This is a genomic window from Proteus sp. NMG38-2 (assembly GCF_020640995.1).
In the GTDB taxonomy this organism is placed as follows: Bacteria; Pseudomonadota; Gammaproteobacteria; order Enterobacterales; family Enterobacteriaceae; genus Proteus.
In genome coordinates, this window is the sequence record NZ_CP085481.1 from 2,858,040 (window position 1) to 2,882,170 (window position 24,131).

A 24,131-nucleotide genomic window follows, 5' to 3' on the forward strand; every position below is an offset into this window, starting at 1 on the left:
CTTAAGTGAAAAATGCTACTGAGAGCGTTTCTCAGTAGCATTTACTAAATAATAGAGTGATTATTTAGATTGATCAAGTAATCTTATCATTTCATCTTCATCAATAACGTCTATCCCTAACTCGTTAGCTTTCACTAACTTAGAACCTGCCGCTTCACCTGCAATCACCATATCGGTTTTTTTAGAGACACTTCCACTCACTTTTGCCCCTAAAGCCACTAATCTATCTTTTGCTTCATCGCGTGTTAATTGTGATAGTGAGCCAGTTAACACTACGATTTTACCAGCAAAAGGATTATCTCCCGCTTCATGAGTGACTATTACTGGTGCTTGCCATGTAATGCCTGCGTCATTAATTAGCTGATCAATAACCGTTTTATTGTGTTCTTCTTGGAAGAAATTCACAACGTGCTTAGCCACAATATCTCCCACATCTGGGACTGATTTTAGTGCTTCAACATCTGCATTTCGTAATGCTTCAAGCGTAGAAAAATGAGCGGTTAATCCACTTGCCGTTGCTTCACCAACTTCTCTAATTCCAAGAGCATAAATAAAACGCGCAAATGTTGTTGATTTTGATTTATCTAATGCAGCAATTAATTTTTTTGCTGATTTTTCACCCATTCGCTCTAAACCAGACAAGATTTTCTCATCTAAACGAAAAAGATCTGCTGGTGTTTTGACATACTCTTTTTCAACCAATTGGTCGATAATTTTATCGCCCATACCATCAACATCCATCGCACGACGAGAAACAAAATGCTTAAGCGCTTCTTTACGTTGTGCACCACAAATTAATCCCCCAGTACAACGCGCTACCGCTTCGCCTTCAATACGCTCTATATCAGATTGGCAAATTGGGCATTGCGTTGGAAAAATAATCTCTTGTGCATCAGCAGGACGTTTCTCTTCAATCACACTAACAACCTGAGGAATAACATCACCCGCACGACGAATAACCACAGTATCGCCAATACGCAATCCCAAGCGTTCGATTTCATCAGCATTGTGTAATGTAGCATTACTCACGACAACACCAGCAACTTGCACAGGCTCTAAACGGGCAACTGGGGTAATTGCACCAGTACGCCCTACTTGGAATTCAACATCTTTGATAATCGTCATTTGCTCTTGAGCTTGGAACTTATAAGCAATAGCCCAACGTGGTGCCCTTGAGACAAAACCCAGCTCTTCTTGCAGCGCAATATCATCCACCTTAATAACGACACCATCGATATCAAAGCCTAAGTTAGGGCGAATTTCTTCTACATGATGATAAAACTCAAGAACGGCTTTACTACCAGTACACAGTTTTACTGCATCACTGACAGGTAATCCCCATTCTTTAAATAGTTGTAAACGGGCATAGTGGCTTGTAGGTAACTCACCACCTTCGAGTACACCAACGCCATAACAGAAAAAGGTTAATGGACGTTTCGCTGTGATACGCGGATCAAGTTGTCGTAAAGATCCCGCTGCTGCGTTACGAGGGTTAGCAAATACTTTTCCCCCAGTGCGACGAGCTTCTTCGTTTAAATATTCAAAGCCTTTTTCATTCATAAAGACTTCACCACGGATCTCAATACGTGCAGGAATATTTTCACCATATAAACGCAATGGAATAGCTTTAATGGTTCTTACGTTTTCAGTGATGTTCTCTCCTGTTGTACCATCCCCTCGCGTTGCAGCTTGTACTAAAACTCCATTTTCATAAAGTAAGCTAACTGCAAGTCCATCAAGTTTTAATTCACAGCAAAAAGTGATTTCTTCACTATTTTTTAAACGATCTCGCAAACGCTTATCAAATGCCTGATAACTGGTTTCATCAAAAGCATTATCTAAAGACAACATTGGAATTTCATGTCTCACTTGCTCAAATGCAGTGAGTGGTAATGCACCAACACGTTGTGTAGGTGAATCCGAGGTAATTAATTCAGGATGTTGGGCTTCTAATGCTTTTAGCTCATTCATTAAGCGGTCGTATTCAGCATCAGGTATTTCAGGCGCGTCCATGACATGATAAAGATATTCATGGTGACGTAAGGTAACGCGAAGTTTATCAATTTTTTGTTGAGTATTTTTATTCATGATTTATCACCAAAGAAGAAAAACCCCCGCAAGCGGGGGCTTTTTTACAGATAGAAACTATTGATTTAAATCCAGCGTCCTGCGAATTCTAGATTTATAAAGCTCGATTTTTTGTGGTGTTAAGAGTTTGCGCTCATCATCAAGTACAACTCCTCCCACATCAGATGCAATACGTTGAGCTGCAAGCAACATCAATTTAAAGTTTTGGTTAGCATCACCATAAGATGGCACCATCATAAACATAGAGACACCTGGTGTGGTTAATTCAGCCATGGTATCTATATCAAAGGTTCCCGGCTTCACCATGTTGGCTAAGCTAAACAAAACAGGACCATTAGCCGTTGGATTTAGATGACGATGGAAAATATTCATTTCTCCAAACTGGAATCCAGCTTGAATAATACTTTGCATCAATATTTCACCATCCAACATTTGACCATGGTGCGCACTTACGTTTAAGACAATAACCAGCTCTTTCTCTGCTTCTTCTACAGGTTCTACAACTGGCGCAGATCCCGTTTTTGGCTCTTCAGCCGGAGCATGATGCGAAGATTCAGTTTCAGCAGGAGTCACATGAGCCGTTGTCTCTGAAATCGAAGGCTCTGAGCTCACCGATGAGCTTGTATTAACGTGTGATTTTATTTCACCCGCTACATTGACCACTGGAGCTTGTCTTGGCTCATCCCTAACAACAGGTGCAGATTCTTTTTCAATAACATCAAATACTCCAAGGCTTGGCTCTTGTTGTAGTGATGTTTCATTAGAATGCCCTTTTGCTTGGTTCTCAGACATTAATGGATCTCTATCTGCCACCGAAAATTCAGGTTCATGTAGAGACTCCGATTTTATCGGTAGCTCACTCTCCCGCTTTTCAGTAGAGGATAAAGTTGATGTCTGATGACTAGTCTCAGCATATTGTGGTTCGTCATCGTTCTCATCTGACTGATAATTCTGTTTCTGACGTTTTACTGGGCGATTACGGAAAAGCTTAGAACGCTCTTTTCGACCAATCCATAAGCCGTGTAATAACAAAGCTATGATTAAAATCGCACCAACAACGATTAATATCAGACGCAAATTTTGCTGCATCATTTCTATCTCTGTTGTCTTGAGGTTTAATAGCCACGTTGGCGAATATTACTTTTTACTAAGAGTATTTGCCAATGCTCATAAGTGCAAGCCAATACTTAATTTTCTTGTCACAAAGATACACACTTCAATCTCTTATGCGCATTTTTTAGACAATTCATGACTAGTAAGGCTGATTATCTCCCTATATGATACTAGCTTGCCCTCATTGGAGAGAATAGGAAGTATGACAAATTTGACAGAAACGAATAAAAATTTAAATGGATTTCATTATTTTGCTCTTGGTTGGCGTTTAATTACACGCAAAGGGCTAAAACGTTTTGTTATCTTGCCGTTACTTGCCAATATTATTATTCTCGGAAGTGCCTTTTGGTGGTTATATGGTCAAATTGGCGATATGGTCAATTGGATGATGGAAAAAGTCCCTGATTGGTTACAATGGCTAAGCTATTTAATTTGGCCATTATCCGTTATTTTTATTTTATTGGTGTTCACTTATTTCTTTAGCACCTTAGCTAATATTATTGCCTCTCCTTTTAATGGTCTGTTGGCTGAAAAATTAGAAGGTCAAATAACCGGTATTGCACCACCAGATACGGGAGTTACGGGTATATTAAAAGATATTCCACGTATTCTAAAACGTGAATTAACCAAAATAGCTTATTATTTACCTCGAGCTATTGTCTTGTTATTACTTTATTTTATCCCTGTTGTCGGACAAACTGTTGCTCCTATTTTATGGTTTGCTTTTGGTGCTTGGATGATGGCAATTCAATATAATGACTTCCCATTTGATAACCATAAAATTTCATTTGCAGCGATGAAATCCTCACTCAAACAGGACAAATGGAATAATCTTCAATTTGGTATGATTATTAATATTTTTACCATGATCCCTATTCTAAATTTAGTCATCATGCCTGTCGCTATTTGTGGTGCAACAGCAATGTGGTGCGATCGTTATCGCAAACAACATACACAACAAGGGCAGTGGTAAGCATTATCTCGTCGCTTATCGATCATGTTGAAAAACCCCGTTTTATTAAAACGGGGTTTTATTTTATAGGTTATATTTAAAATGCTAATTGTGTTTATTTAGCAATTGAACATATTACTCAATGAGTGAACGAATATAATCTTTCGTTTCTTCTCTATCCATCGGCTCACGTTCATTGATGCCCATTTCAAAGATATTTAAAGCACCATCTAATTTTTCAATCAGCTCTTCATCGTCTCGAATACAGAAAATATACGCATTTTCAAACGGTGTGAGATCCACTAACCGTAACCCTTTTTCTGTCAAAAAGTGGTTAATATATTCCAGATAAGGTAATTCATAAGGCAACATATAAGGATCAACACTCACCTCATCCCAATCAATATTTTCAACTTGAGATAAAATCAATGCGCTAGGTGATTCAGACAAAGAAATTTGTTCTAAGGATTTCAAATCAGGAATATCACCAAAATATTCTGTCCATTCCACATAATCCATTAATCCTTGAGCAGAGAGTGATTCGTATAGCCAATTAAGTACATCTTCTTGAGCATCAGACTCAGGTAAATTTTCACGCAAAGCTTGCGCGTCTAATTCAGGTACAGCGAGTTCCAGTGCGCTAATCAACTCTTCAATAGTTTCCATTATGACCCCTGTATTTACAATAAACGTAGTTAAAAATAGATTATCAGCCATCAATATACTGCACATCTCTTGATTTATTAATTTGTGAATCTTCTCACTCACTCTTGATTAGAACCTTTTGGAATAAAAAGAAGAAAAAGTTATAAGGTTATTCATAAAGCTTATTTCCATCTTTGTCTTGATGGCGTATGGTAATTTCATCTGACCTTATAAAAAATCATGTACCGAGGATAAAAATGAGCAAGATTTTCGAAGACAACTCGCAAACTATTGGACACACTCCCTTAATTCGCTTAAAGCATTTCGGAAATGGAAACATTCTAGCTAAAGTGGAATCTCGTAACCCAAGCTTTAGTGTGAAATGCCGTATCGGTGCCAACATGATTTGGGATGCTGAAAAGAAAGGTATCCTAAAAGAAGGTGTTGAACTTGTAGAGCCGACAAGTGGTAATACAGGGATTGCACTTGCCTATGTTGCAGCTGCACGCGGATACAAATTGACGCTAACCATGCCTGACACCATGAGCGTTGAACGCCGAAAACTACTCAAAGCATTAGGCGCCAACTTAGTGCTAACTGATGGCGCGAAAGGCATGAAAGGGGCTATCGATAAAGCCAATGAAATTCGTGATAGCGATCCTAGCCGTTATCTCCTACTACAACAATTTAGTAATCCAGCTAACCCTGAAATTCATGAAAAAACCACAGGCCCTGAAATTTGGAACGACACTGATGGTGAAGTCGGTGCTGTAATTGCAGGTGTCGGCACAGGCGGTACTATTACGGGTATTGGTCGTTACTTGAAAAAGACTCAAGGTAAAGCAGTAACAATGGTTGCGGTTGAACCAACTGGTTCCCCTGTTATTACACAAGCCTTAGCTGGTGAAGAGATTAAACCAGGTCCTCATAAAATCCAAGGTATTGGTGCTGGTTTTATCCCTGAAAACCTAGATTTATCATTACTGGATCGCGTTATTCAGATCACAAACGAAGAAGCTTTTGATACTGCGCGAGAATTAATGACCAAAGAAGGTATTTTAGCGGGGATTTCTTCTGGAGCAGCGATTGCAGCCGCCGTAAAACTGTCAAAAGAACCCGAATTTGCAAACAAAGAAATTGTGGTAATTTTACCTTCTTCAGGTGAACGTTATTTAAGCACACCACTTTTTGCTGACATTTCTGATAGCTAAATCGCATCATCTCAATTGTAAAATATTTATTAAAAAAGCACCTTAAAGGTGCTTTTTTTGTGGTAGAGATCAAACTTTGTCATCCAGACAGGTGATTTATTCCTTCGAGTTTAGTATTTAATCAATTAATTATTTCGAAGGTCGAAATTAATCAGAAAATAACCGAGATGATAAAATCACCCTCTTTTATTTTCCTGAACACTATTTTTATCAGATGACGCTTTACGACTTAATATTATCTGATATAGCTACGCAAAGCAGGACAATTTCATCTACACTTACTAAGTCCTGACTTAATGTGAACAATTGAGTTATAAAAGGAAAAAAATCCTATGTACCAGCAAGAAGTTACTATTACAGCACCAAACGGCTTACATACTCGTCCTGCGGCACAATTTGTAAAAGAAGCCAAAACGTTCTCTTCTGATATCACCCTTATCTCTAGTGGTAAATCTGCTAGTGCTAAGAGCCTTTTCAAATTACAAACCTTAGGTTTGACCCAAGGTACTGTAGTGACTATCTCTGCTGAAGGCGAAGACGAAAAGCAAGCCGTTGAAGCACTGGTAAAATTAATGGCGGAATTAGAATAATTCGCGATTAAGCATTAGCACAGTATTTATTCCCCTGAAACCATTCAGGGGAGTTAACCTCTAATGATGATTTTAAAACAACAGTATTTTGCAATCCTATTCTTTTAAGATTATCACCAGCAAGTCGTAGGATAAATTATGATTTCAGGAATTTTAGCATCACCCGGTATCGCATTTGGTCAAACCCTTCTCCTCAAAGAAGAACCAATCATCATTAGCCAACGTAAGATCCAAAGTGATGAAATTGAGAATCAAATCGAGCGCTTTAAAGATGGCCGTAATAAATCTGCACAACAACTAGAAATCATTAAAGAGCGTGCTGAAAAGAATCTCGGTGCAGATAAAGCCGAAATCTTTGAAGGCCATATCATGTTGTTAGAAGATGAAGAGTTGGAACAAGAAATTGTTACTCTTATCAAAAGCGACAAAAAAACTGCCGAAGCTGCTGTTCAATCTGTTATTGAAGATCAAGCCACCGCATTAGAAGCATTAGATGACGAGTATTTAAAAGAGCGTGCTGCTGACGTTCGTGATATTGGTAAACGCTTGATGCGTAATATTTTAGAAATGCCAATTATCGATTTAAGTGCTATTTCAGAAAAAGTTATTCTAGTGGCAACTGACCTCACCCCTTCTGAAACAGCTCAATTAAGCCTAGATAACGTATTAGGCTTTATTACTGACTTAGGGGGCAGAACATCTCACACTTCTATTATGGCTCGTTCATTAGAAATCCCTGCTATTGTGGGCACATCTAATGCGACACAAACCATTAAAAAAGACGATTATCTGGTTCTTGATGCGATTAATAACAAAATCATTATTAATCCATCTGACGAAGAACTCGAAGCATTAAAAGCCATCAAAGAAGAGTATCTGCACGAAAAAGAAGAATTAGCAAAACTCAAAGATTTACCTGCCATTACACTTGATGGGCACCAAGTCGAAGTTTGCGCTAATATTGGTACAGTTCGTGATGTTGCTGGTGCTGAACGTAACGGTGCTGAAGGTGTTGGTCTGTATCGTACTGAATTTTTATTTATGGATAGAGACTCTTTACCAACAGAAGATGAGCAATTCCAAGCCTATAAAGCGGTAGCAGAAGCGGTTGGAAGTCCTGCGGTCATTATTCGTACTATGGATATTGGCGGTGATAAAGACTTACCTTACATGAATCTACCCAAAGAAGAGAACCCATTCTTAGGTTGGCGTGCAATTCGTATTTGTCTTGACCGTAAAGAGATCCTTCATTCACAATTACGTGCTATCTTAAGAGCATCTGCTTTTGGTAAACTGCGTATTATGTTTCCAATGATTATCTCTGTTGAAGAGATCCGCGCATTGAAAGCAGAACTTGAAATATTGAAAAGCCAACTTCGTGAAGAAAATAAAGCTTTTGATGAGTCTATTGAAGTCGGTGTGATGGTAGAAACACCAGCAGCTGCAGTAATGGCTCGCCATATGGCAAAAGAAGTTGACTTTTTCAGTATTGGGACTAACGATCTAACACAATATACTCTGGCTGTAGACCGTGGAAATGAGCTGATATCTCATCTATATAATCCAATGTCACCTGCAGTACTCAACCTGATAAAACAGGTGATTGATGCATCACATGCTGAAGGTAAATGGACTGGAATGTGTGGTGAACTTGCTGGAGATGAACGAGCAACACTGCTCCTTCTAGGCATGGGATTAGATGAGTTTAGTATGAGTGCTATTTCAATTCCTCGCATCAAAAAAGTGATCCGCAATGCGAATTACGATGATGCAAGAGCACTAGCAGGGCAAGCACTTGCTCAGCCAACTGCAAAAGAATTGATGGACTTAGTAGAAACTTTTACTAAAGAAAAGACACTGTGCTAATCGCATTAGCCAGAGCCCGGTCCCAACTACAATAATTAGGAGAAGATTCATGGGTCTGTTTGATAAATTAAAATCACTGGTTTCAGAGGAAAAGAAAGGCAGTGGCACGATTGATATTGTTGCACCACTTTCAGGTGAAATCGTCAATATCGAAGATGTTCCTGATGTTGTTTTCGCTGAAAAAATCGTAGGTGACGGTATTGCTATCAAACCTGCTGGTAATAAAATTGTTGCACCAGTCGATGGTACTATCGGTAAAATTTTCGAGACTAACCATGCTTTCTCTATTGAGTCTGACAACGGTATCGAGTTATTTGTCCACTTCGGTATCGACACTGTTGAACTGAAAGGTGAAGGGTTTAAACGTATCGCTGAAGAAGGTCAGCAAGTAAAAGTTGGTGATACTATTTTAGAATTTGACTTGGCTGTATTAGAAGAAAAAGCAAAATCAGTTCTAACGCCAGTTGTCATTTCTAATATGGATGAAATTCAAGGTTTAACCAAAATGACAGGCCCAGTTACTGTTGGTGAAACCGTTATTATTCAGATTAAAAAATAATCTTCTGAGATGTTCTCTATTTAAACCGCCACCAATAATGTGGCGGTTTTTTTTATATTCAAAACCCAAAAAATACTCTAACTCATTCGACGATATTATTACTCTAAATAATTCAAGGTGTAGCTAGGCGACAAGGGAATAAGTCGCTAAGAACATACACAAGTATGTGACTAGTGCGAATGAGCGCAGTCAACAACGCTACAACTTGAATTATGACGAGTAAACGCCTGTTGATAAATAACGATCCCCTCTATCACACACAATGGCCACAATCACTGCCCCTGGATTTTCTTTTGCAACGCGCAGAGCGCCAGCAACAGCGCCTCCAGAACTCACACCACAGAAGATACCCTCTTGACTTGCTAAAAGGCGCATCGTTGATTCTGCTTCGGTTTGAGACATATCAATCACACTATCCACCAGCTCTTTTTTAAAAATTCCCGGCAAATAAGCGGGCGACCAGCGACGAATACCTGGAATTTGGCTTTTTTCTTCTGGCTGAAGTCCAATAATTTGCACACTATCAGATTGTGTTTTTAAGTAACTACCCACACCGGTGATCGTCCCCGTTGTTCCCATACTCGAAACAAAATGTGTAATACGACCTTGCGTCTGTTGCCAAATTTCGGGGCCTGTTGACAAAAAATGGGCTCTTGGATTATCTGGGTTATTAAATTGATCTAATACTTTTCCCTCTCCCTGCTGTTCCATTTGTTGTGCGAGATCTCGTGCACCTTCCATACCGACTTCACGACTCACTAAAATCAATTCTGCGCCATAAGCTTGCATTGATGCTTGACGTTCTTTACTCATATTCTCAGGCATTAACAGCTTTAAACGGTAACCTTTTACCGCTGCAATCATGGCTAAGGCAATCCCAGTATTACCACTAGTTGCCTCAATAAGCGTATCACCTGGCTTTATTTCACCACGTAATTCTGCTTGTTCAATCATAGATAATGCGGCTCTGTCTTTCACTGAACCTGCTGGGTTATTACCTTCAAGTTTAACCCAGATTTCAGCGTCTACTTCTTGCGTAAGTCGTTGTAGTTTTACTAATGGTGTATTACCAATAAATTGTTCTAACCCTGCCACAATAAGTCCCTGCTCATTTATTTGTCTGTATTAATGAAGAAATCACATTTAACTTATTAACGCAATAGCATTAACGTATTTAGATAACTTTAGGCTATTGTCAAAACCAAAACACCCATGCTTAAAAATAGGCATGGGTGATAATTAGAAAGTACAATGAGAAATATAATTACGCGGTATACGCCAACGACACGGTTTTTAAGGGAGTATCACCCGAATATAAACGGGCTTGGGCACCTCCCATATAATAGGTGTTTCCTTTTGCTGGCGTTAAAGACATCTCATTCCATACTGCCGTAATTGGCGTTTTACTCCATCCAATGGGTTGTAAAATCAATTGCCAATAATGTCCTTTAGGTGAAACCTCAATGACTTTAACCGGTAATCGACAGACACTATTTTCATGTGTACTTAATGCTATTTCCCAAGGACGTAAAAATACATCTACTTCACCTTGATAAAGCGGTGTCACCGATAATGGCAAGTGATAGCCCCCAATATGTAATTGTGCGCCATTAATCTCACCTTGTAGATGATTAACATCACCTAGAAATTCGAGTACAAAACGGCTTGAAGGTGATTGCCACACTTCTTGTGGTGTACCTACTTGTTCTATTTTTCCATTCCCCATTATCACAATGCGATCAGCCACTTCCATTGCTTCTTGTTGATCATGAGTCACAAAAACGCTAGTAAATTTAAGTTCTTCATGCAACTCACGTAACCAACGGCGTAATTCTGTTCTTACTTTTGCGTCTAGAGCGCCAAAAGGCTCATCGAGTAGTAAAATTTGAGGTTCAACAGCCAAAGCCCTTGCTAAAGCCACCCGCTGTTTTTGCCCACCCGATAATTGTGCAGGATAACGTTGAGCTAAGTGAGGCAATTGGATCATCTCCAATAGTTGGGTCACTTTTTTATGAATAGCATCTTTGCTTGGTCTTTCACGACGTGGTAATACGGTTAAGCCAAATGCAATATTCTCAAATACGGTCATATGGCGAAACAGCGCATAATGCTGAAAAACAAAACCGACTTTACGTGAACGAGCATGTAATCGACTAACATCTTGTCCTTCAAAACAGATTTTCCCTTGGGTTTGATGTTCTAATCCCGCAATAATACGTAAAAGTGTTGTTTTTCCTGATCCTGAAGGCCCTAACAATGCCACCATTTCACCTGAAGCGACATCAAGACTGACATCATGCAACACTTCGGTGCGATCAAAATATTTTGTGACGTTATTAATTTCAATACTCATATTTTGCCTCTACTTTTGTGTCAATAATGATGTCATTGCTGACGCGCTAAGTGCCATTGCAATGCACTTTTAAACATTAAGGTGAATATCGCCATCATGGCGAGTAATGCGGCGGCCGTAAAGGCACCAACGGTATTGTAATCTTGATGTAGCAATTCAACTTGTAACGGCAGTGAATAGGTTTCACCACGAATAGCACCAGATACCACTGAAACAGCCCCGAACTCACCAATGGCTCTGGCATTGGTTAATACCACACCATATAACAATGCCCAGCGAATATTCGGTAATGTCACACGCCAAAACATTTTCCATCCACTCGCTCCTAATAACACAGCGGCTTCATCTTCTTGGCTACCTTGACTCATCATCACCGGCACCAGTTCTCTAACCACAAAAGGGCAAGTGACAAACACCGTAACTAATACCATTCCCGGCCATGAAAACATAAGCTGAATATCAAACTGAGATAACCATTGCCCTGCCCATCCATTACTACCGTAAAAAAGTAAGTAGAGCAGTCCAGCGACAACGGGCGATACCGCAAAAGGAATATCAATTAGTGTCATTAATAGTTGGCGTCCTGGGAAACGAAAGCGAGTAACCAGCCATGCCATACTGACACCAAACAACATATTGACAGGTACGGTGATTAACGCGATTAATACCGTTAACCAGACAGCATGTAACATATCGCCGTCTAATAAGTTTTCAGTAAATATTTCAATACCTTTTGAAAACGCGGTCATAAAGATCCACGCTATAGGCACAACTAAAAATAAAATGGATAACACAACGCCTGTAAGGATTAATCCCCATTTTATCCAATCAATCTGGCGACGATAAATAGAGCGTTGCTGTATAATATCTGACATCAATGCCCCCTCAACCGTTGTCCAAATCGGCTTTGCAATCCATTAATTGAAAACAGTAAGACTAAAGAAACAAGTAAAATCACAGAAGCCACAGCACTAGCTGCAGGATAATCAAACTCTTGTAATCGAATAAAAATCATCAAGGAAACCACTTCTGTTTGCCATGCAATATTACCGGCAATAAAAATAACGGCACCAAACTCCCCCAAACTGCGTGTAAAAGAGAGCGCGGTTCCAGCAATTAGCGCGGGTGATAATTCAGGTAATACAACTTTACGAAATGTTTGCCAACGGCTCGCTCCTAGCGTTTCAGCGGCCTCTTCATACTCTGGGCCTAACTCTTCAAGCACTGGCTGAACCGTTCTTACTACAAAAGGTAAACTGGTAAAAGCCATCGCAACAGCGATACCAATCCATGTGTTAATTACTTTGATATCAAATTTATCTAACACAAAGCCATACCAACCTTGCGTTGAAAACAGAGTAGCGAGCGTCAATCCTGCAACCGCAGTAGGTAAAGCAAAAGGCAAGTCCATTAAACCATCAAGTAGTTGTCTACCTGGAAAACGGTAACGTGTAATGATCCACGCAAGCAACATGCCAAAAATAGCATTAAAAATACTGGCAACCGCAGCCGCAAGTAGTGTGACTTTATACGCGGCAACAATTTGGGGATGCGTTATGACGGCCCAATATTGCGCCCAGCTCATATCAGAAAGTTGCACAACCAGCGCACTCATTGGTAATAGTAAGATCAAGCAGGTATAAAACAGTGTTCCGCCTAAGCTTAATCCAAATCCCGGTAATACTCGTTTACTGGTTGTGGTAAACATTATTGACGTCCTTGCGCTAATAACTTGTCAAGCATGCCATCAGTTGTGAAATGCGTTTTCATCACGTTATTCCAGTCACCAAATATCTCTTCAACGGTAAATAAAGATGTTGCTGGAAATTGTGCTGCTTTTTGAGCCATAACAGCTTTATCATTCACGCGATAGTTAAATTGCGTGATGATCTCTTGTGCTTTAGGACTGTATAAATAATTGAGGTAAGCTTTTGCCAATGTTTCTGTGTCATTACGTTGCACATTTTTATCAATCCAAGCGACTGGAAACTCAGCTAGAATATCTACGGGTGGCACAATAACTTGATATTCATCTTCACCATATTGCTGGCGAATATTATTAACTTCGGATTCAAAACTGATCAGCACATCCCCAAGACCACGCTCAATAAAAGAGGTTGTAGCGCCACGCCCTCCTGTATCAAACACTTCAACATTTTTAAGGAACTTTTTCATTGCTTCTTGGGTTTTCTCATCATTACCATAGGCTTTTTCAAAAGCTCCCCAAGCAGCTAAATAGGTATAGCGCCCATTACCTGATGTTTTTGGATTAGGGAAAACCACTTTGACATCTTCGCGAGTTAAATCCTCCCATGTCGTAATATTTTTAGGATTACCTTTGCGCACTAAATACGCCATAGTGGAATAATAAGGTGAGCTATTATTAGGAAGACGTTGTTGCCAATCCGCAGGAATAAGCTTGCCTTTATCATGCAGAATTTGCACATCGGTCACTTGGTTATATGTCACTACATCAGCAGGTAGCCCTTGCAATATCGCAAGTGCTTGCTTAGAAGAACCAGCATGAGATTGTTTGATAGTCACTTTGTCATCAGGATGCTGTGCATCCCACTGAGTTTTAAAATCACTATTTAGCTGTGTGAATAACTCTCGCGCAATGTCATAAGAGCTATTAAGTAATTGAGCAGCCCCTGCATAACTGCTGACAACCAAAGACAATGCTGTAGTTGCTTGTAATGCAAAGGTTCTGATTGTGTTTTTCTTCATCAAAAGTACCCATCATTGTAAGTTTTATTCTAATGGTTACTTTATCGGCTTTATTTATAACAGTGTAGTTAGCTTTTGTTATTTGATATAACTGAAAGCTATTAAAATTGAGTAAAACGCAAGCTAATTAATTAAATTTACATCAATTGGAATTAATGTGAAAAAAATTCAGACAAAAATGCCTGCGATTAAAGCAGGCATTTTATCAATAAAAAATTATTTAATGCTTGGCAATTTATAGTGCTTTTAAGACTTCATAAGATGGAGCAAAGTAATAACTTCCTGTAACAGGCTTACTCATACGTAATAAGTCATCGTGTTTACCATCTAATTCACCAAACATACTTAGTAATTGCTGTTCAATATTATATAAACGACCACAATAAGCTAAGAAATATAAACCATGTTTACCACTTGCAGTACCGTAAGGGAGGCTGTGACGTAAAATTGCCAACTCTTCGCCATCTTCTTCAATCACAACACGAGAAACATGAGATGTGACATTACGTTCTGATTCATCAAGTTCAACACTGTCTTTTTTAGTTCGACCGATCATTTTTTCTTGATCTGATTCACTAAAACGAGCCCATTTTTTTAGGTTATGCTCATAACGTTGAACTAAAACATAACTACCACCAGCATCTACACCATCATTAATCAATGCAACACCGTAGCGTTCATCATCTTGTGGGTTTTCAGTACCATCAATAAAACCACTTAAATCACGCTCTTCTATCCAACGGAAACCATGAATTTCTTCTTCAACTTTAATCACATTCCCAAAAGCTGCAATTGCCGCTTGTGCCAATGAAAAGTTCACATCATGGCGCATAGATTGAATGTGAATAAGCAGATCACGTTGTGTCGCTGGTGCTAAACCTTTACCTAATGGGCGAAAAGGTTTTAGCTCAGGAGCACTGTTTTCATCTGATAATTTTTTCCAAAGATCAGAGCCAAATGCAACAACTGCGCCTAATGACGCATCAGGAAATTGCTTTTGTAAATCAGATAATGATTGCATAAATTTCTGACATCCTTGACGCAGAAATTCTAATTCACCCACGACCATTGCTTCGATAAAAAGACCAAATTTACTATGTGCGACTAAAATGCCACTTTGTGCATGAGACATATTGCTTCCCTAATCAATAATCAAAACGCTCGGAATAATGTTAATTATATCGAATATTTTTTTCCGAAGATTTGCCTTTTAACAAATATCAGACAGTCTGATTATAAAATCTTCCATATATTATAGAGAATAGCGTGTAGGCGTTTTGTTCTGCCAAATAATTTGCGTTAACGTCCAATTTGATAAAACTTCATCCGGTGGCATCAATCCATCAGGACCATCCCATTGTCCACTAAAGACATAACTCACCGATTTAGCTTCTGTGGATTGACATAAAATTGTTCTCTGTTTTTCATCCTTAGGGCCTTTGCTGCATGCACCAAAGGCTTTTTTATAGATATCTTTAAATGGTGTACCAATAGTTGTACCCCAATCTGTCGTTGCCTTGGCATCAAAGACTTCTATTTTCTCTACTGTGCCTTTTTCTTTGCCGTAGAAAGCCACTTGAATTTTATTATCATCTAGGCCCTGAACAACGACGATAATATCATTGCCTTGCATTTCCATACCTTCACGATAATGAAAGCGACTTCCTAACTCATTCTTAATATCATTTTCTGTAATTTTTGTTGAGTTTGTAATATTACCTAATCCATTAGCGGAAACGGTTAGCGTATCATTTGAGAACCAATTCATCGGATTTAGTGCAGAAAAAGACATTCCTCCCATGGATGAACAGCCACTTAATAGCAAAACGCTTGTGCTTAAACACAAGGGTAACCAAAATTTAGGCATCATTTATTTCTCCGTTAAACTTTTTCATCACTCATTAAAATAGATATTGATGTCATTAGGCACACCTTATCTTACTCTTTACCGCACCTCAATCATCAGACTAAAACACCCACAATAAATTAGCATAACAAAGTATTACCTAATTTAACGTCGAATAATCTCATGAAAAAGAAAGCCTAGTTACGACCCTTTACATCACGGTTTGTTCCACAGAAAAAGCAATATCAGATTTTACGTATAAAATAAGGGAATAAAGTGTGGGATAAAAATAGAGAAACAGAAAAGACAAACACAAAAGTAAGAGTAACCCTCAAAATATTGAGGGCTTATGTCATGTTAGAGATCAAAATCCTGATCGACAATTAATCGTTTAGTATAAGTTGTACTTTCTTGGTTTTGATCTTCATACAACAGCTTTTCAAACATAAAAATCGTTGCATCATTTTCTTCTGGTACAACTAATGTAATTTGTGGGCATCCTTTCGCGATCAGTTTTTTTTCTAATCGAGAGATCAATGCATTCGCAATGCCTCTGCCACGAAAGTCTGGGTGAACCCCTAAATAGTATAAAGATCCACGATGACCATCGTAGCCCCCCATTACACTCCCCACTAGTTCACCGGCCACTTCTGCAATCAGAAATAAATCAGGTGAATGGTTTATTTTTCTTTCAATATCAATTTCGGGATCGTTCTCTGGCGAAATTAAATCGCAACGTTCCCAAAGTGTAATAATTGCCTCAAAATCATCTTGGCGAAATACACGTATTTCCATGGTTTTGCCTGTTATTGTTCATACAAATCTGAATTTATTATCGCTTGTTTGGTTTATGAATCAACTTGAAAATGAGAACATAGACAATATGGAGTTCTATTTTTAATAAATATGATAAAAATTGTAGGTTATTATGAATTTACCTGATATTCATCGCGTTAAAGAATTTTTCTTATCACTACAAGATACGATTTGTCACTCTCTTGAAAACATAGACCAAAAAGCTACTTTTCAGCAAGATAATTGGGAAAGAAAAGAAGGTGGTGGTGGCCGTACTCGCGTTTTAACCAATGGCGCACTTTTCGAACAAGCAGGTGTTAATTTTTCACATGTCTATGGTGAGTCACTCCCTAAATCGGCAACAGCACATCGTCCTGAATTAGCCGGACGCCGTTTCCAAGCAATGGGTGTTTCATTAGTTATTCACCCTCTTAATCCTTATATTCCTACCTCTCATGCTAATGTGCGTTTTTTTATTGCTGAAAAAGAAGGTGAAGATCCCATTTGGTGGTTTGGCGGTGGTTTTGATTTAACACCTTATTATGGATTTGAAGAAGACGTTATTCATTGGCATAAGGTTGCTAAATCTGTTTGTACCCCTTTTAGTGAAGATTATTATCCACGTTATAAAAAATGGTGTGATGATTACTTTTATATTAAACACCGCAACGAACCCCGTGGTGTCGGTGGGCTTTTCTTTGATGATTTAAATACACCAGATTTTGACCATTGTTTCGAGTTTGTTCAATGTGTCGGCCTTGGTTATATTGATGCTTACTTACCTATAGTTGAAAAACGCAAATCAATGCCTTGGGGAGAGCGTGAGCGCCAATTCCAACTCTATCGCCGTGGTCGCTATGTTGAGTTTAATTTAGTGTGGGATAGAGGAACTTTATTTGGCTTGCAAAGTGGTGGAAGAACAGAGTCTATTTTGATGTCTATGCCACCTTTGGTCCGTTTTGAATATGATTATTCGCCTGAGCCAGATACTCCAGAAGCAAAGCTATACAGTGACTTTTTGATCCAAAAAGAGTGGGTATAAAGAAAATAAATCATTAAAGGTACAGCCACACGCGACCGCCAAAATATAACGTGCTGATAATGACCTTAAACTATCAATACTTAAACGTTATATTGATGCGATAGGTAGCATGCTTACCATTGATATCACATTACTTAATGCTGAAAAAAACAACCCTGAATTTATTATAAATTCAGGGTGTTTAATTCATTTTTAACTTGTTTTGTTTAACTAACTAAAAGTCAATTAAACAAAAAGGCCAGTAATCCTGTAACTTTATTTTTATTTTCCCAGCCTTCTCCTCTCATACAGGTATTAAAATAATCCCTACGCTGCCATTCATTCGCATCTGAAGGAAAAGATGTCCCTGCCCCTGAAGTTGAAATATCTTTACCATTTATTTTCATTGGAGCAAAAGAAGGCTGACTTGAAGCCACATATCTCGCAGGATATCGTGCATTGGCTTCTTGCATACACATATTTTTAGCGATATCTAAAGGAGATGGTGTGCTGGTGTTTGCTTCCCATTTTTCAGGTGTTGCACAAGCAGAAAGCATAAAAATTGATGCAATGATAATTGTTTTTTTCAAAATAATAGCTCATTAAGACGAATAGGAATCAATTACATTTTAAATTATTATTTGAAAAATTAAATTAAGTTTTTATGAAAAACATATCATTATATGATAATTAAATTAAAAAAATTAATGAAATCAATATCAAATAAGGAGTAACACCTTGTTTAAATGATGCTTTTTTTATTCTTCAAATAACTCATCAGGGCAATCTGAAATAACATCAAAGCCTAAATAATAATATAAGTGATATTTTTTCAGATTATCTTTATTATAAATATGTATTCCCTCAGAGCTATAGCAATTCGTTATATTCACTTTGTTTTCATTAAAGGTAATTTCAACTTGCTTTAAAACACCTGTGATTTTAACTGCATTTTCTTGCTTAGGGTTATTAGGGTAAATAACAGATACTGACAACTCATCCATAAAATGTGCAAGTTGCATCGTTTTTTTATTATAAATAAATGTATAAGTTATTTTATCGTCAACAGGATCATAAACCACATTGTGCTTGTCTGAAATGGTAAAATCTTCACCTTTTAATGATAAGCAACGATCGTTGTTTTTATCTGTAAGATCATTAAAGCAAGTATAAACAGATTGCCCTGTAAGTATCGCTTTATCGGTGTATAAAAAAAGTCCATCTTCTTTATTAGAAACGAGTCCAATAGAAAAATCATCCGAACCATTGCTACTAAAAGCAACATGTTGATATCCCAAAAGAATAAAAAGAAGAATAACTCTAAGCATAGATATTTCTCAAAAATAAGAAAGGAACACCAGTTTTATAGCTGGCAGTGATAAATATTTTTATAAATAATAGAGACTAAATTATCTTAGCGATGTTAGCACGTCAATAATAGAAAGAAAGCAGCCAAAAATAATGCTTAGAGATAAAAAAAACTGAGTTCATTATAAATTGAACTCAGTTTTTATTTTGGTACTAAATTAACTTATTTTGATTTCTTCAAATGTGACATTAAACGCTTACGTTTACGCAACTGAGATTGTGTTAATTTATTTTTCTTATCCGCATAAGGGTTTTCACCCTCTTTAAATTGAATACGGATTGGCGTCCCCATAACTTGCAGAGTACGACGGAAATAGTTCATCAAATAACGCTTATAGCTATCTGGTAAATCAGTTACCTGATTACCATGAATAACTACAACAGGTGGATTATAACCACCAGCGTGTGCATATTTCATTTTTACACGGCGTCCACGAACAATTGGTGGCTGGTGATCATCTTCAGCCATCTTCATGATACGAGTGAGCATTGATGTACCTACGCGACGCGTTGCACAGACATAAGCTTCTTGAATAGATTCAAAAAGATTACCTACACCACTACCATGTAATGCAGAAATAAAGTGAACTCGCGCAAAGTCAACAAAGCCCAGTTTAAGATCAAGCATGGCTTTTACTTGTTCACGATCGTCTTGTGTCATGCCATCCCATTTATTAACAGCAATCACTAATGAACGACCCGCATTCAAGATATAACCTAGTAATGAAAGATCTTGGTCTGAGATACCTTCACGCGCATCAATAACTAACAATGCAACATTAGAATCTTCAATCGCTTGCAGCGTTTTGATAACAGAGAATTTTTCTACAGTTTCTTTCACTTTGCCGCGCTTACGAACGCCTGCTGTATCGATGATGATATATTCTTTATCATCTCGTTCCATTGGAATGTAAATACTGTCGCGGGTTGTACCAGGCATATCGTAAACAACAACACGATCTTCACCAAGCATACGATTTGTCAGCGTCGATTTACCTACATTAGGGCGACCAACAATCGCCAATTTTACAGGTAATGTAGAAGGATCGAAGTCATCTTCTTCCTCTTCTAATGCTTGTGCTTCTTGCTCAGCTTCTAATGCAGCCCAATATGCTGCATTCTCTTCTTCTTCAGTCAGCTCTTTTTCTTCTTCAACCACTTTTCCTGTAATCGGTAATAATGCTTGTTCAATTAATTGAGCCACACCACGACCATGAGAAGCCGCAATTGGGAAAATTTCACCTAAACCTAAAGAATAGAAATCAGCTAATGCTGTATCAGTATCAATACCGTCTGTTTTATTCGCAACTAGATATGTTTTTTTCTCAACACCACGAAGATGTTTGGCAATGCCTTGGTCTGCTGGCATTAAACCGGCACGTGCATCAACTAAAAAGAGTACAACGTCGGCTTCTTGAATTGCCTGTAATGATTGTGATGCCATATGGGTTTCAACACCCTCTTCAGCACCATCAATACCACCAGTATCAATAATAATAAACTCTTCGCCCTCTAACTCTGCACGACCGTATTTACGGTCACGAGTGAGGCCTGGAAAATCGGCAACTAATGCGTCTCTGGTGCGTGTTAGTCGATTAAATAACGTGGATTTACCCACGTTAGGGCGCCCTACTAAGGCAATAACGGGTATCATTTTTTGATGCCTCATAAAAATACAATCATAATTCTGATTGTATTTTACATGTAATTACTAAAAAGACGAAACGGCTCCTTTAAAGGAGCCGTAAAATAAATAGATTTGTCAGTAATTAATTACCGACTATAAAGATAAAGCTTACCGTCACGAGCTTGGATCATCAGTTTATCATTTACCGCTTGAGGACGACTTAATAAACCAGAGCTATTCACTTCGTTTTGTGCAATGAATTTACCTGTCGAAGTATCAATCCAATGGAGATAACCTTCTGCATCACCAACCACTAAATAGCCATCAAAAATAGCAGGTGCGGTTAAATTACGATGCAATAAATCTTCTTGTGTCCATAATGTCACACCATCAGATTTACGAACAGATAAAACTCGGTCATTTTGGTCAACAAGGTAAAGATTATCACCTAATAGCACCATATCATTGACTGAACCTAAATCGCGTTTCCAAAGAATTTGTCCAGAACGCATATCAAGGCTAACTAAGCTACCGTTATATGCCATTGCATATACTGTATTTTCATCAATAATAGGTGTCATATCCACATCATTTAATCGGCTAATTTCTGTTGAGCCTTTAATTTGTGAAATATTTTGTTGCCAAATCAGCTGTCCTTGAGAAAGGATAACTGCACTGACACGGCCATTATCTGCACCAATAATTGCAGCACCATAAGCGACAGCTGGCGCAGATTCACCACGAAGAGATAATGATGGGGTATCTAAATTAACTGTCCATGATATTTCGCCAGTTAATAAATCCAATCCTTGCAATAAGCCATTGCTGGTATGAATAAGCACTAATCCATCACTAACAACAGGTTTTGAAATGGCTTCCCCTGCAACATCGGTTTCCCAATCAATAGAACCATTATCAGTATTTAGCGCATAGACTTTGGCTTTTTCAGTTCCCACAAAAACACGAGTACCTGAAACAGTCAGCCCACCAGAAAGTAATGCGGATTCATTAGATGAAAGAAAACCGGTTTTAATAGAGAGATCTTGTGACCAAAGCTCTTTACCTGTTTCCAAATCTAACGCTTTAACTAAACCATGGCGATCAGCGACATAGACAACTGGGCCATCCCATGTTGGTGACAAGTGAGAATAGTATTTACCAATACCATTTCCAACTGATTTGTCCCAAACAGCTCTAGGTGTAAATTGGCTCTGCACCTCAGGTAATGGAGACATTGTCACATTATCCTGTTCACTAGAACACCCTGCCAATAAAGCAGATGCTAGTAGACCAACCAGGAGAGTTTTACGCAGTTGCATGTCTGAAGATCCCTTTAATTGGATAAATTATTGAGTTTAAGTTCAACCAGTGAGCGAATAGCACCCGCATTTTCATCTGTTAATGCGCTACGATAAGCCGTTGCTGCACCTGCATTATCGCCTTTTTTCGCTAATACATCACCACGGATATAATTTTTCATTCCATTCCATGCTTTGCCTTTCACTTGCTCTAACGAAATCAAAGCTGCATCAGTTTTATCTAATGCTAATTGTACGCGAGCTAAACGAAGATTAAGCATATCTGCAAATGCATCATTTTTTACTTTTGCAACAGCGGTTGTCAGATGACGCTCACCATTAACTAAGTCATTAGCATCAATAGCAATCTGTGCAAGTTCTAATGACGCTAATGCGCCATAAATATCATTTGTATCTGTAACAAATTTTTCGGCTAACGCAATATTTTCAGGGGTCGGTTTAGCGAGTGCTTCACTCACTGTTGCAAAAGCCCCTGCACTTTCTTGCAGGCGATTTGTTTGATGTGATTGCCAATATTTCCAACCAAACACACCACCAAAACCAATAACTGCAGCTAAAACAATGGTTAAACCGTAATTTTTTATAAACTGTTTAATTGCATCAACTTGTTCGTTTTCGGTGCTATAAACTTCCACAAGTCTCTCCTTAACCTAATAACAGAGTCAATTGCTGAGCTAGCTCATTACGAGCAACGATTGTTTGTTCTCCTGAACGCAAATCTTTCACTGCAACGGTGCCAGCATTAATTTCATCTTCGCCTAAAATCAATGCAATTTTAGCGCCTTGTTTATCGGCACGTCCTAATTGCTTTTTAAAGTTACCGTTACCGTGATTCGTCATTAGACGTAAGGTTGGTAATTGGTCACGAATTTCTTCAGCAAGCATTAATGCTGCGCTTTGGCTCTTCTCACCAAAAGAAGCAAGGTAAACATCAGCCACATTAGTGTCTGCAACAAATTCAGGGTTAACCGCTTGAACTAATAAAATCATGCGCTCCATACCCATTGCAAAACCCACCGCTGGTGTTGGATGTCCGCCAAGTTGCTTCACTAGACCATCGTAACGCCCACCGGCACAAACTGTGCCTTGTGATCCTAATGCGCTGGTAACCCACTCAAAAACAGTACGGTTATAATAATCTAAACCTCGCACTAAGCGCTGATTAACGCGGTAGGTAATACCCACAGCATCTAGTAATGCACAAAGACCATCAAAGTGCGCTCTTGATTCGTCATCAAGATAATCGAAAAGTTCAGGCGCATCATTCAATAAAGTCTGAATTTCTGGATTTTTTGAGTCTAAAACGCGTAATGGGTTAGAATACATACGACGTTTGCAGTCTTCATCTAGCTTATCTACATGCTGCTCTAAGAAAGCAACTAACGCTTCACGGTATTTAGCACGCGCTTCTAATGAACCAATCGAGTTAAGTTCTAATGTTACATGTTCTGCAATACCTAACGCTTTCCACCAGCGCGCAGTTAACATAATTAATTCCGCATCAATATCTGGGCCTTGTAGACCAAAGACTTCTGCACCTAACTGGTGGAATTGACGATAACGACCTTTTTGAGGGCGCTCATAGCGGAACATTGGCCCTAAATACCATAAACGTTGTTCTTGGTTATAAAGCAAACCATGTTCGATACCTGCACGTACACAGCCCGCAGTATTTTCTGGGCGTAACGTCAGGCTTTGCGCATCTTCACCACGATCGGTAAAAGTATACATTTCTTTTTCAACAACATCAGTGACTTCACCAATTGCTCGCTGAAATAGAGGGGTATGCTCTACGATAGGTGTTCTGATTTCACTAAAACCATAACCCGCTAAAATTTGTTTTAGCGTATTTTCGATTTTCTGCCATACACGAGTGTCAGCAGGTAGATAGTCGTTCATACCACGAATGGCTTGGATTTTTTGTGCCACTTTTCTTCTCTAATAGTTATTAGTTGATTGTTAGGCTGATTATAGAAGCGAAATCAATCAGTATTCAACGTGAAATCAATAGTAAAACTGGCTCATTGATTAATGAGCCAGTTTTTTGAGTG

General features: G+C 38.5%; 23 protein-coding genes. 6 read left to right on the forward strand and 17 right to left on the reverse strand.

The features are described 5' to 3' along the window. Positions 1-60: 60 nt before the first annotated feature. Both ligA and zipA read right to left on the reverse strand, forming a co-directional pair. Complete coding sequence (ligA, locus tag LG402_RS13715; protein ID WP_227335754.1) at positions 61-2,088, reverse strand: NAD-dependent DNA ligase LigA; 2,028 nt, start codon at positions 2,086-2,088, stop codon at positions 61-63. 57 nt (positions 2,089-2,145) lie between these two features. Then, positions 2,146-3,177, reverse strand: coding sequence for a cell division protein ZipA (zipA, locus tag LG402_RS13720; RefSeq protein WP_208105217.1), 1,032 nt, complete (start codon positions 3,175-3,177; stop codon positions 2,146-2,148). A gap of 226 nt (positions 3,178-3,403) precedes the next feature. Between zipA and cysZ the strand changes: the two genes are divergently transcribed. Next, entirely contained in the window at positions 3,404-4,174 is a 771-nt protein-coding gene (gene cysZ / locus LG402_RS13725; protein ID WP_210812930.1) for a sulfate transporter CysZ, read from the forward strand. Positions 4,175-4,288: 114 nt separating this feature from the next. Here the strand turns inward: cysZ and LG402_RS13730 are convergent, their stop codons facing one another. Next, the gene (locus LG402_RS13730; RefSeq protein WP_109407301.1) at positions 4,289-4,819 is read right to left on the reverse strand and encodes a hypothetical protein; all 531 of its coding nucleotides are present in this window, start codon (positions 4,817-4,819) and stop codon (positions 4,289-4,291) included. A 236-nt stretch (positions 4,820-5,055) separates the two neighbouring features. On the opposite strand from LG402_RS13730, the gene cysK reads away from it, so the two are divergent. The 4 genes from cysK (at position 5,056) to crr (ending at position 9,024) form a co-directional block, all read left to right on the forward strand. After that, the gene (gene cysK, locus LG402_RS13735; protein ID WP_109407302.1) at positions 5,056-6,009 is read left to right on the forward strand and encodes a cysteine synthase A; all 954 of its coding nucleotides are present in this window, start codon (positions 5,056-5,058) and stop codon (positions 6,007-6,009) included. Positions 6,010-6,341: 332 nt separating this feature from the next. Further along, the gene (gene ptsH / locus LG402_RS13740; RefSeq protein WP_006533407.1) at positions 6,342-6,599 is read left to right on the forward strand and encodes a phosphocarrier protein Hpr; all 258 of its coding nucleotides are present in this window, start codon (positions 6,342-6,344) and stop codon (positions 6,597-6,599) included. 138 nt (positions 6,600-6,737) lie between these two features. After that, positions 6,738-8,465 carry a phosphoenolpyruvate-protein phosphotransferase PtsI gene (ptsI, locus tag LG402_RS13745; protein WP_227335755.1) on the forward strand — a complete coding sequence of 576 codons (1,728 nt, stop codon included), beginning with the start codon at positions 6,738-6,740 and terminating at the stop codon, positions 8,463-8,465. Positions 8,466-8,514: 49 nt separating this feature from the next. Further along, a complete protein-coding gene (gene crr, locus LG402_RS13750) occupies positions 8,515-9,024 on the forward strand; it encodes a PTS glucose transporter subunit IIA (protein ID WP_036935451.1) in 510 nt (169 codons plus the stop codon). A 210-nt stretch (positions 9,025-9,234) separates the two neighbouring features. On the opposite strand, the gene cysM is transcribed toward crr, so the two are convergent. The 8 genes from cysM to LG402_RS13790 all read right to left on the reverse strand — a co-directional run bounded on the left by cysM (position 9,235) and on the right by LG402_RS13790 (position 16,745). Further along, positions 9,235-10,119, reverse strand: a complete 885-nt coding sequence (gene cysM / locus LG402_RS13755) for a cysteine synthase CysM (protein WP_109407304.1) — start codon at positions 10,117-10,119, stop codon at positions 9,235-9,237. Positions 10,120-10,288: 169 nt separating this feature from the next. Further along, positions 10,289-11,377, reverse strand: coding sequence for a sulfate/thiosulfate ABC transporter ATP-binding protein CysA (cysA, locus tag LG402_RS13760; RefSeq protein ID WP_109407305.1), 1,089 nt, complete (start codon positions 11,375-11,377; stop codon positions 10,289-10,291). Between the two features lie 32 nt (positions 11,378-11,409). Next, the gene (gene cysW / locus LG402_RS13765; RefSeq protein WP_227335756.1) at positions 11,410-12,252 is read right to left on the reverse strand and encodes a sulfate/thiosulfate ABC transporter permease CysW; all 843 of its coding nucleotides are present in this window, start codon (positions 12,250-12,252) and stop codon (positions 11,410-11,412) included. After that, positions 12,252-13,085, reverse strand: coding sequence for a sulfate/thiosulfate ABC transporter permease CysT (gene cysT, locus LG402_RS13770; RefSeq protein WP_072068681.1), 834 nt, complete (start codon positions 13,083-13,085; stop codon positions 12,252-12,254). Before cysT ends, cysW begins: the two co-directional genes overlap by 1 nt. After that, on the reverse strand, positions 13,085-14,104 hold the full coding sequence (gene cysP / locus LG402_RS13775; RefSeq protein WP_166540771.1) for a thiosulfate ABC transporter substrate-binding protein CysP: 1,020 nt from the start codon (positions 14,102-14,104) through the stop codon (positions 13,085-13,087). The genes cysT and cysP overlap by 1 nt, the downstream gene beginning before the upstream one ends. A gap of 235 nt (positions 14,105-14,339) precedes the next feature. Then, positions 14,340-15,236 carry a Dyp-type peroxidase gene (locus tag LG402_RS13780; protein ID WP_227335757.1) on the reverse strand — a complete coding sequence of 299 codons (897 nt, stop codon included), beginning with the start codon at positions 15,234-15,236 and terminating at the stop codon, positions 14,340-14,342. 120 nt (positions 15,237-15,356) lie between these two features. Next, complete coding sequence (locus LG402_RS13785) at positions 15,357-15,974, reverse strand: RpoE-regulated lipoprotein (RefSeq protein ID WP_227335758.1); 618 nt, start codon at positions 15,972-15,974, stop codon at positions 15,357-15,359. A gap of 333 nt (positions 15,975-16,307) precedes the next feature. Next, positions 16,308-16,745 (reverse strand): GNAT family acetyltransferase, encoded by a 438-nt coding sequence (locus tag LG402_RS13790; protein WP_166540773.1) that lies wholly within the window; start codon positions 16,743-16,745, stop codon positions 16,308-16,310. Positions 16,746-16,878: 133 nt separating this feature from the next. Here LG402_RS13790 and hemF point away from each other — a divergent pair, with 133 nt between their 5' ends. Further along, positions 16,879-17,787, forward strand: coding sequence for an oxygen-dependent coproporphyrinogen oxidase (gene hemF, locus LG402_RS13795; protein WP_109407310.1), 909 nt, complete (start codon positions 16,879-16,881; stop codon positions 17,785-17,787). A gap of 221 nt (positions 17,788-18,008) precedes the next feature. On the opposite strand, the gene LG402_RS13800 is transcribed toward hemF, so the two are convergent. The 6 genes from LG402_RS13800 to hisS all read right to left on the reverse strand — a co-directional run bounded on the left by LG402_RS13800 (position 18,009) and on the right by hisS (position 24,009). Continuing rightward, a complete protein-coding gene (locus tag LG402_RS13800) occupies positions 18,009-18,356 on the reverse strand; it encodes a hypothetical protein (RefSeq protein WP_227335759.1) in 348 nt (115 codons plus the stop codon). A gap of 168 nt (positions 18,357-18,524) precedes the next feature. Further along, positions 18,525-19,094: a hypothetical protein gene (locus tag LG402_RS13805; RefSeq protein WP_166540775.1), complete on the reverse strand. Its 570-nt coding sequence runs from the start codon at positions 19,092-19,094 to the stop codon at positions 18,525-18,527. Between the two features lie 203 nt (positions 19,095-19,297). Next, entirely contained in the window at positions 19,298-20,788 is a 1,491-nt protein-coding gene (gene der / locus LG402_RS13810; RefSeq protein ID WP_109407312.1) for a ribosome biogenesis GTPase Der, read from the reverse strand. A gap of 119 nt (positions 20,789-20,907) precedes the next feature. Continuing rightward, positions 20,908-22,080, reverse strand: a complete 1,173-nt coding sequence (bamB, locus tag LG402_RS13815) for an outer membrane protein assembly factor BamB (protein ID WP_227335760.1) — start codon at positions 22,078-22,080, stop codon at positions 20,908-20,910. Between the two features lie 14 nt (positions 22,081-22,094). Beyond that, positions 22,095-22,715 carry a YfgM family protein gene (locus tag LG402_RS13820; protein WP_227335761.1) on the reverse strand — a complete coding sequence of 207 codons (621 nt, stop codon included), beginning with the start codon at positions 22,713-22,715 and terminating at the stop codon, positions 22,095-22,097. A gap of 10 nt (positions 22,716-22,725) precedes the next feature. Then, a complete protein-coding gene (gene hisS, locus LG402_RS13825; protein WP_036912557.1) occupies positions 22,726-24,009 on the reverse strand; it encodes a histidine--tRNA ligase in 1,284 nt (427 codons plus the stop codon). Positions 24,010-24,131: the final 122 nt, after the last annotated feature.

Excerpts from the sequence above, each read along its gene's own strand:
- ptsH (WP_006533407.1), top strand. The coding sequence starts at position 6,342 with ATGTACCAGCAAGAAGTTACTATTACAGCACCAAACGGCTTACATACT.
- LG402_RS13730 (WP_109407301.1), bottom strand. The coding sequence starts at position 4,819 with ATGGAAACTATTGAAGAGTTGATTAGCGCACTGGAACTCGCTGTACCT.
- bamB (WP_227335760.1), bottom strand. The coding sequence starts at position 22,080 with ATGCAACTGCGTAAAACTCTCCTGGTTGGTCTACTAGCATCTGCTTTA.
- cysZ (WP_210812930.1), top strand. The coding sequence starts at position 3,404 with ATGACAAATTTGACAGAAACGAATAAAAATTTAAATGGATTTCATTAT.
- zipA (WP_208105217.1), bottom strand. The coding sequence starts at position 3,177 with ATGCAGCAAAATTTGCGTCTGATATTAATCGTTGTTGGTGCGATTTTA.
- cysP (WP_166540771.1), bottom strand. The coding sequence starts at position 14,104 with ATGAAGAAAAACACAATCAGAACCTTTGCATTACAAGCAACTACAGCA.
- cysW (WP_227335756.1), bottom strand. The coding sequence starts at position 12,252 with ATGTCAGATATTATACAGCAACGCTCTATTTATCGTCGCCAGATTGAT.
- LG402_RS13785 (WP_227335758.1), bottom strand. The coding sequence starts at position 15,974 with ATGATGCCTAAATTTTGGTTACCCTTGTGTTTAAGCACAAGCGTTTTG.
- ptsI (WP_227335755.1), top strand. The coding sequence starts at position 6,738 with ATGATTTCAGGAATTTTAGCATCACCCGGTATCGCATTTGGTCAAACC.
- LG402_RS13780 (WP_227335757.1), bottom strand. The coding sequence starts at position 15,236 with ATGTCTCATGCACAAAGTGGCATTTTAGTCGCACATAGTAAATTTGGT.
- cysK (WP_109407302.1), top strand. The coding sequence starts at position 5,056 with ATGAGCAAGATTTTCGAAGACAACTCGCAAACTATTGGACACACTCCC.
- cysT (WP_072068681.1), bottom strand. The coding sequence starts at position 13,085 with ATGTTTACCACAACCAGTAAACGAGTATTACCGGGATTTGGATTAAGC.
- crr (WP_036935451.1), top strand. The coding sequence starts at position 8,515 with ATGGGTCTGTTTGATAAATTAAAATCACTGGTTTCAGAGGAAAAGAAA.
- ligA (WP_227335754.1), bottom strand. The coding sequence starts at position 2,088 with ATGAATAAAAATACTCAACAAAAAATTGATAAACTTCGCGTTACCTTA.
- cysA (WP_109407305.1), bottom strand. The coding sequence starts at position 11,377 with ATGAGTATTGAAATTAATAACGTCACAAAATATTTTGATCGCACCGAA.
- LG402_RS13805 (WP_166540775.1), bottom strand. The coding sequence starts at position 19,094 with ATGCTTAGAGTTATTCTTCTTTTTATTCTTTTGGGATATCAACATGTT.
- der (WP_109407312.1), bottom strand. The coding sequence starts at position 20,788 with ATGATACCCGTTATTGCCTTAGTAGGGCGCCCTAACGTGGGTAAATCC.
- hemF (WP_109407310.1), top strand. The coding sequence starts at position 16,879 with ATGAATTTACCTGATATTCATCGCGTTAAAGAATTTTTCTTATCACTA.
- LG402_RS13790 (WP_166540773.1), bottom strand. The coding sequence starts at position 16,745 with ATGGAAATACGTGTATTTCGCCAAGATGATTTTGAGGCAATTATTACA.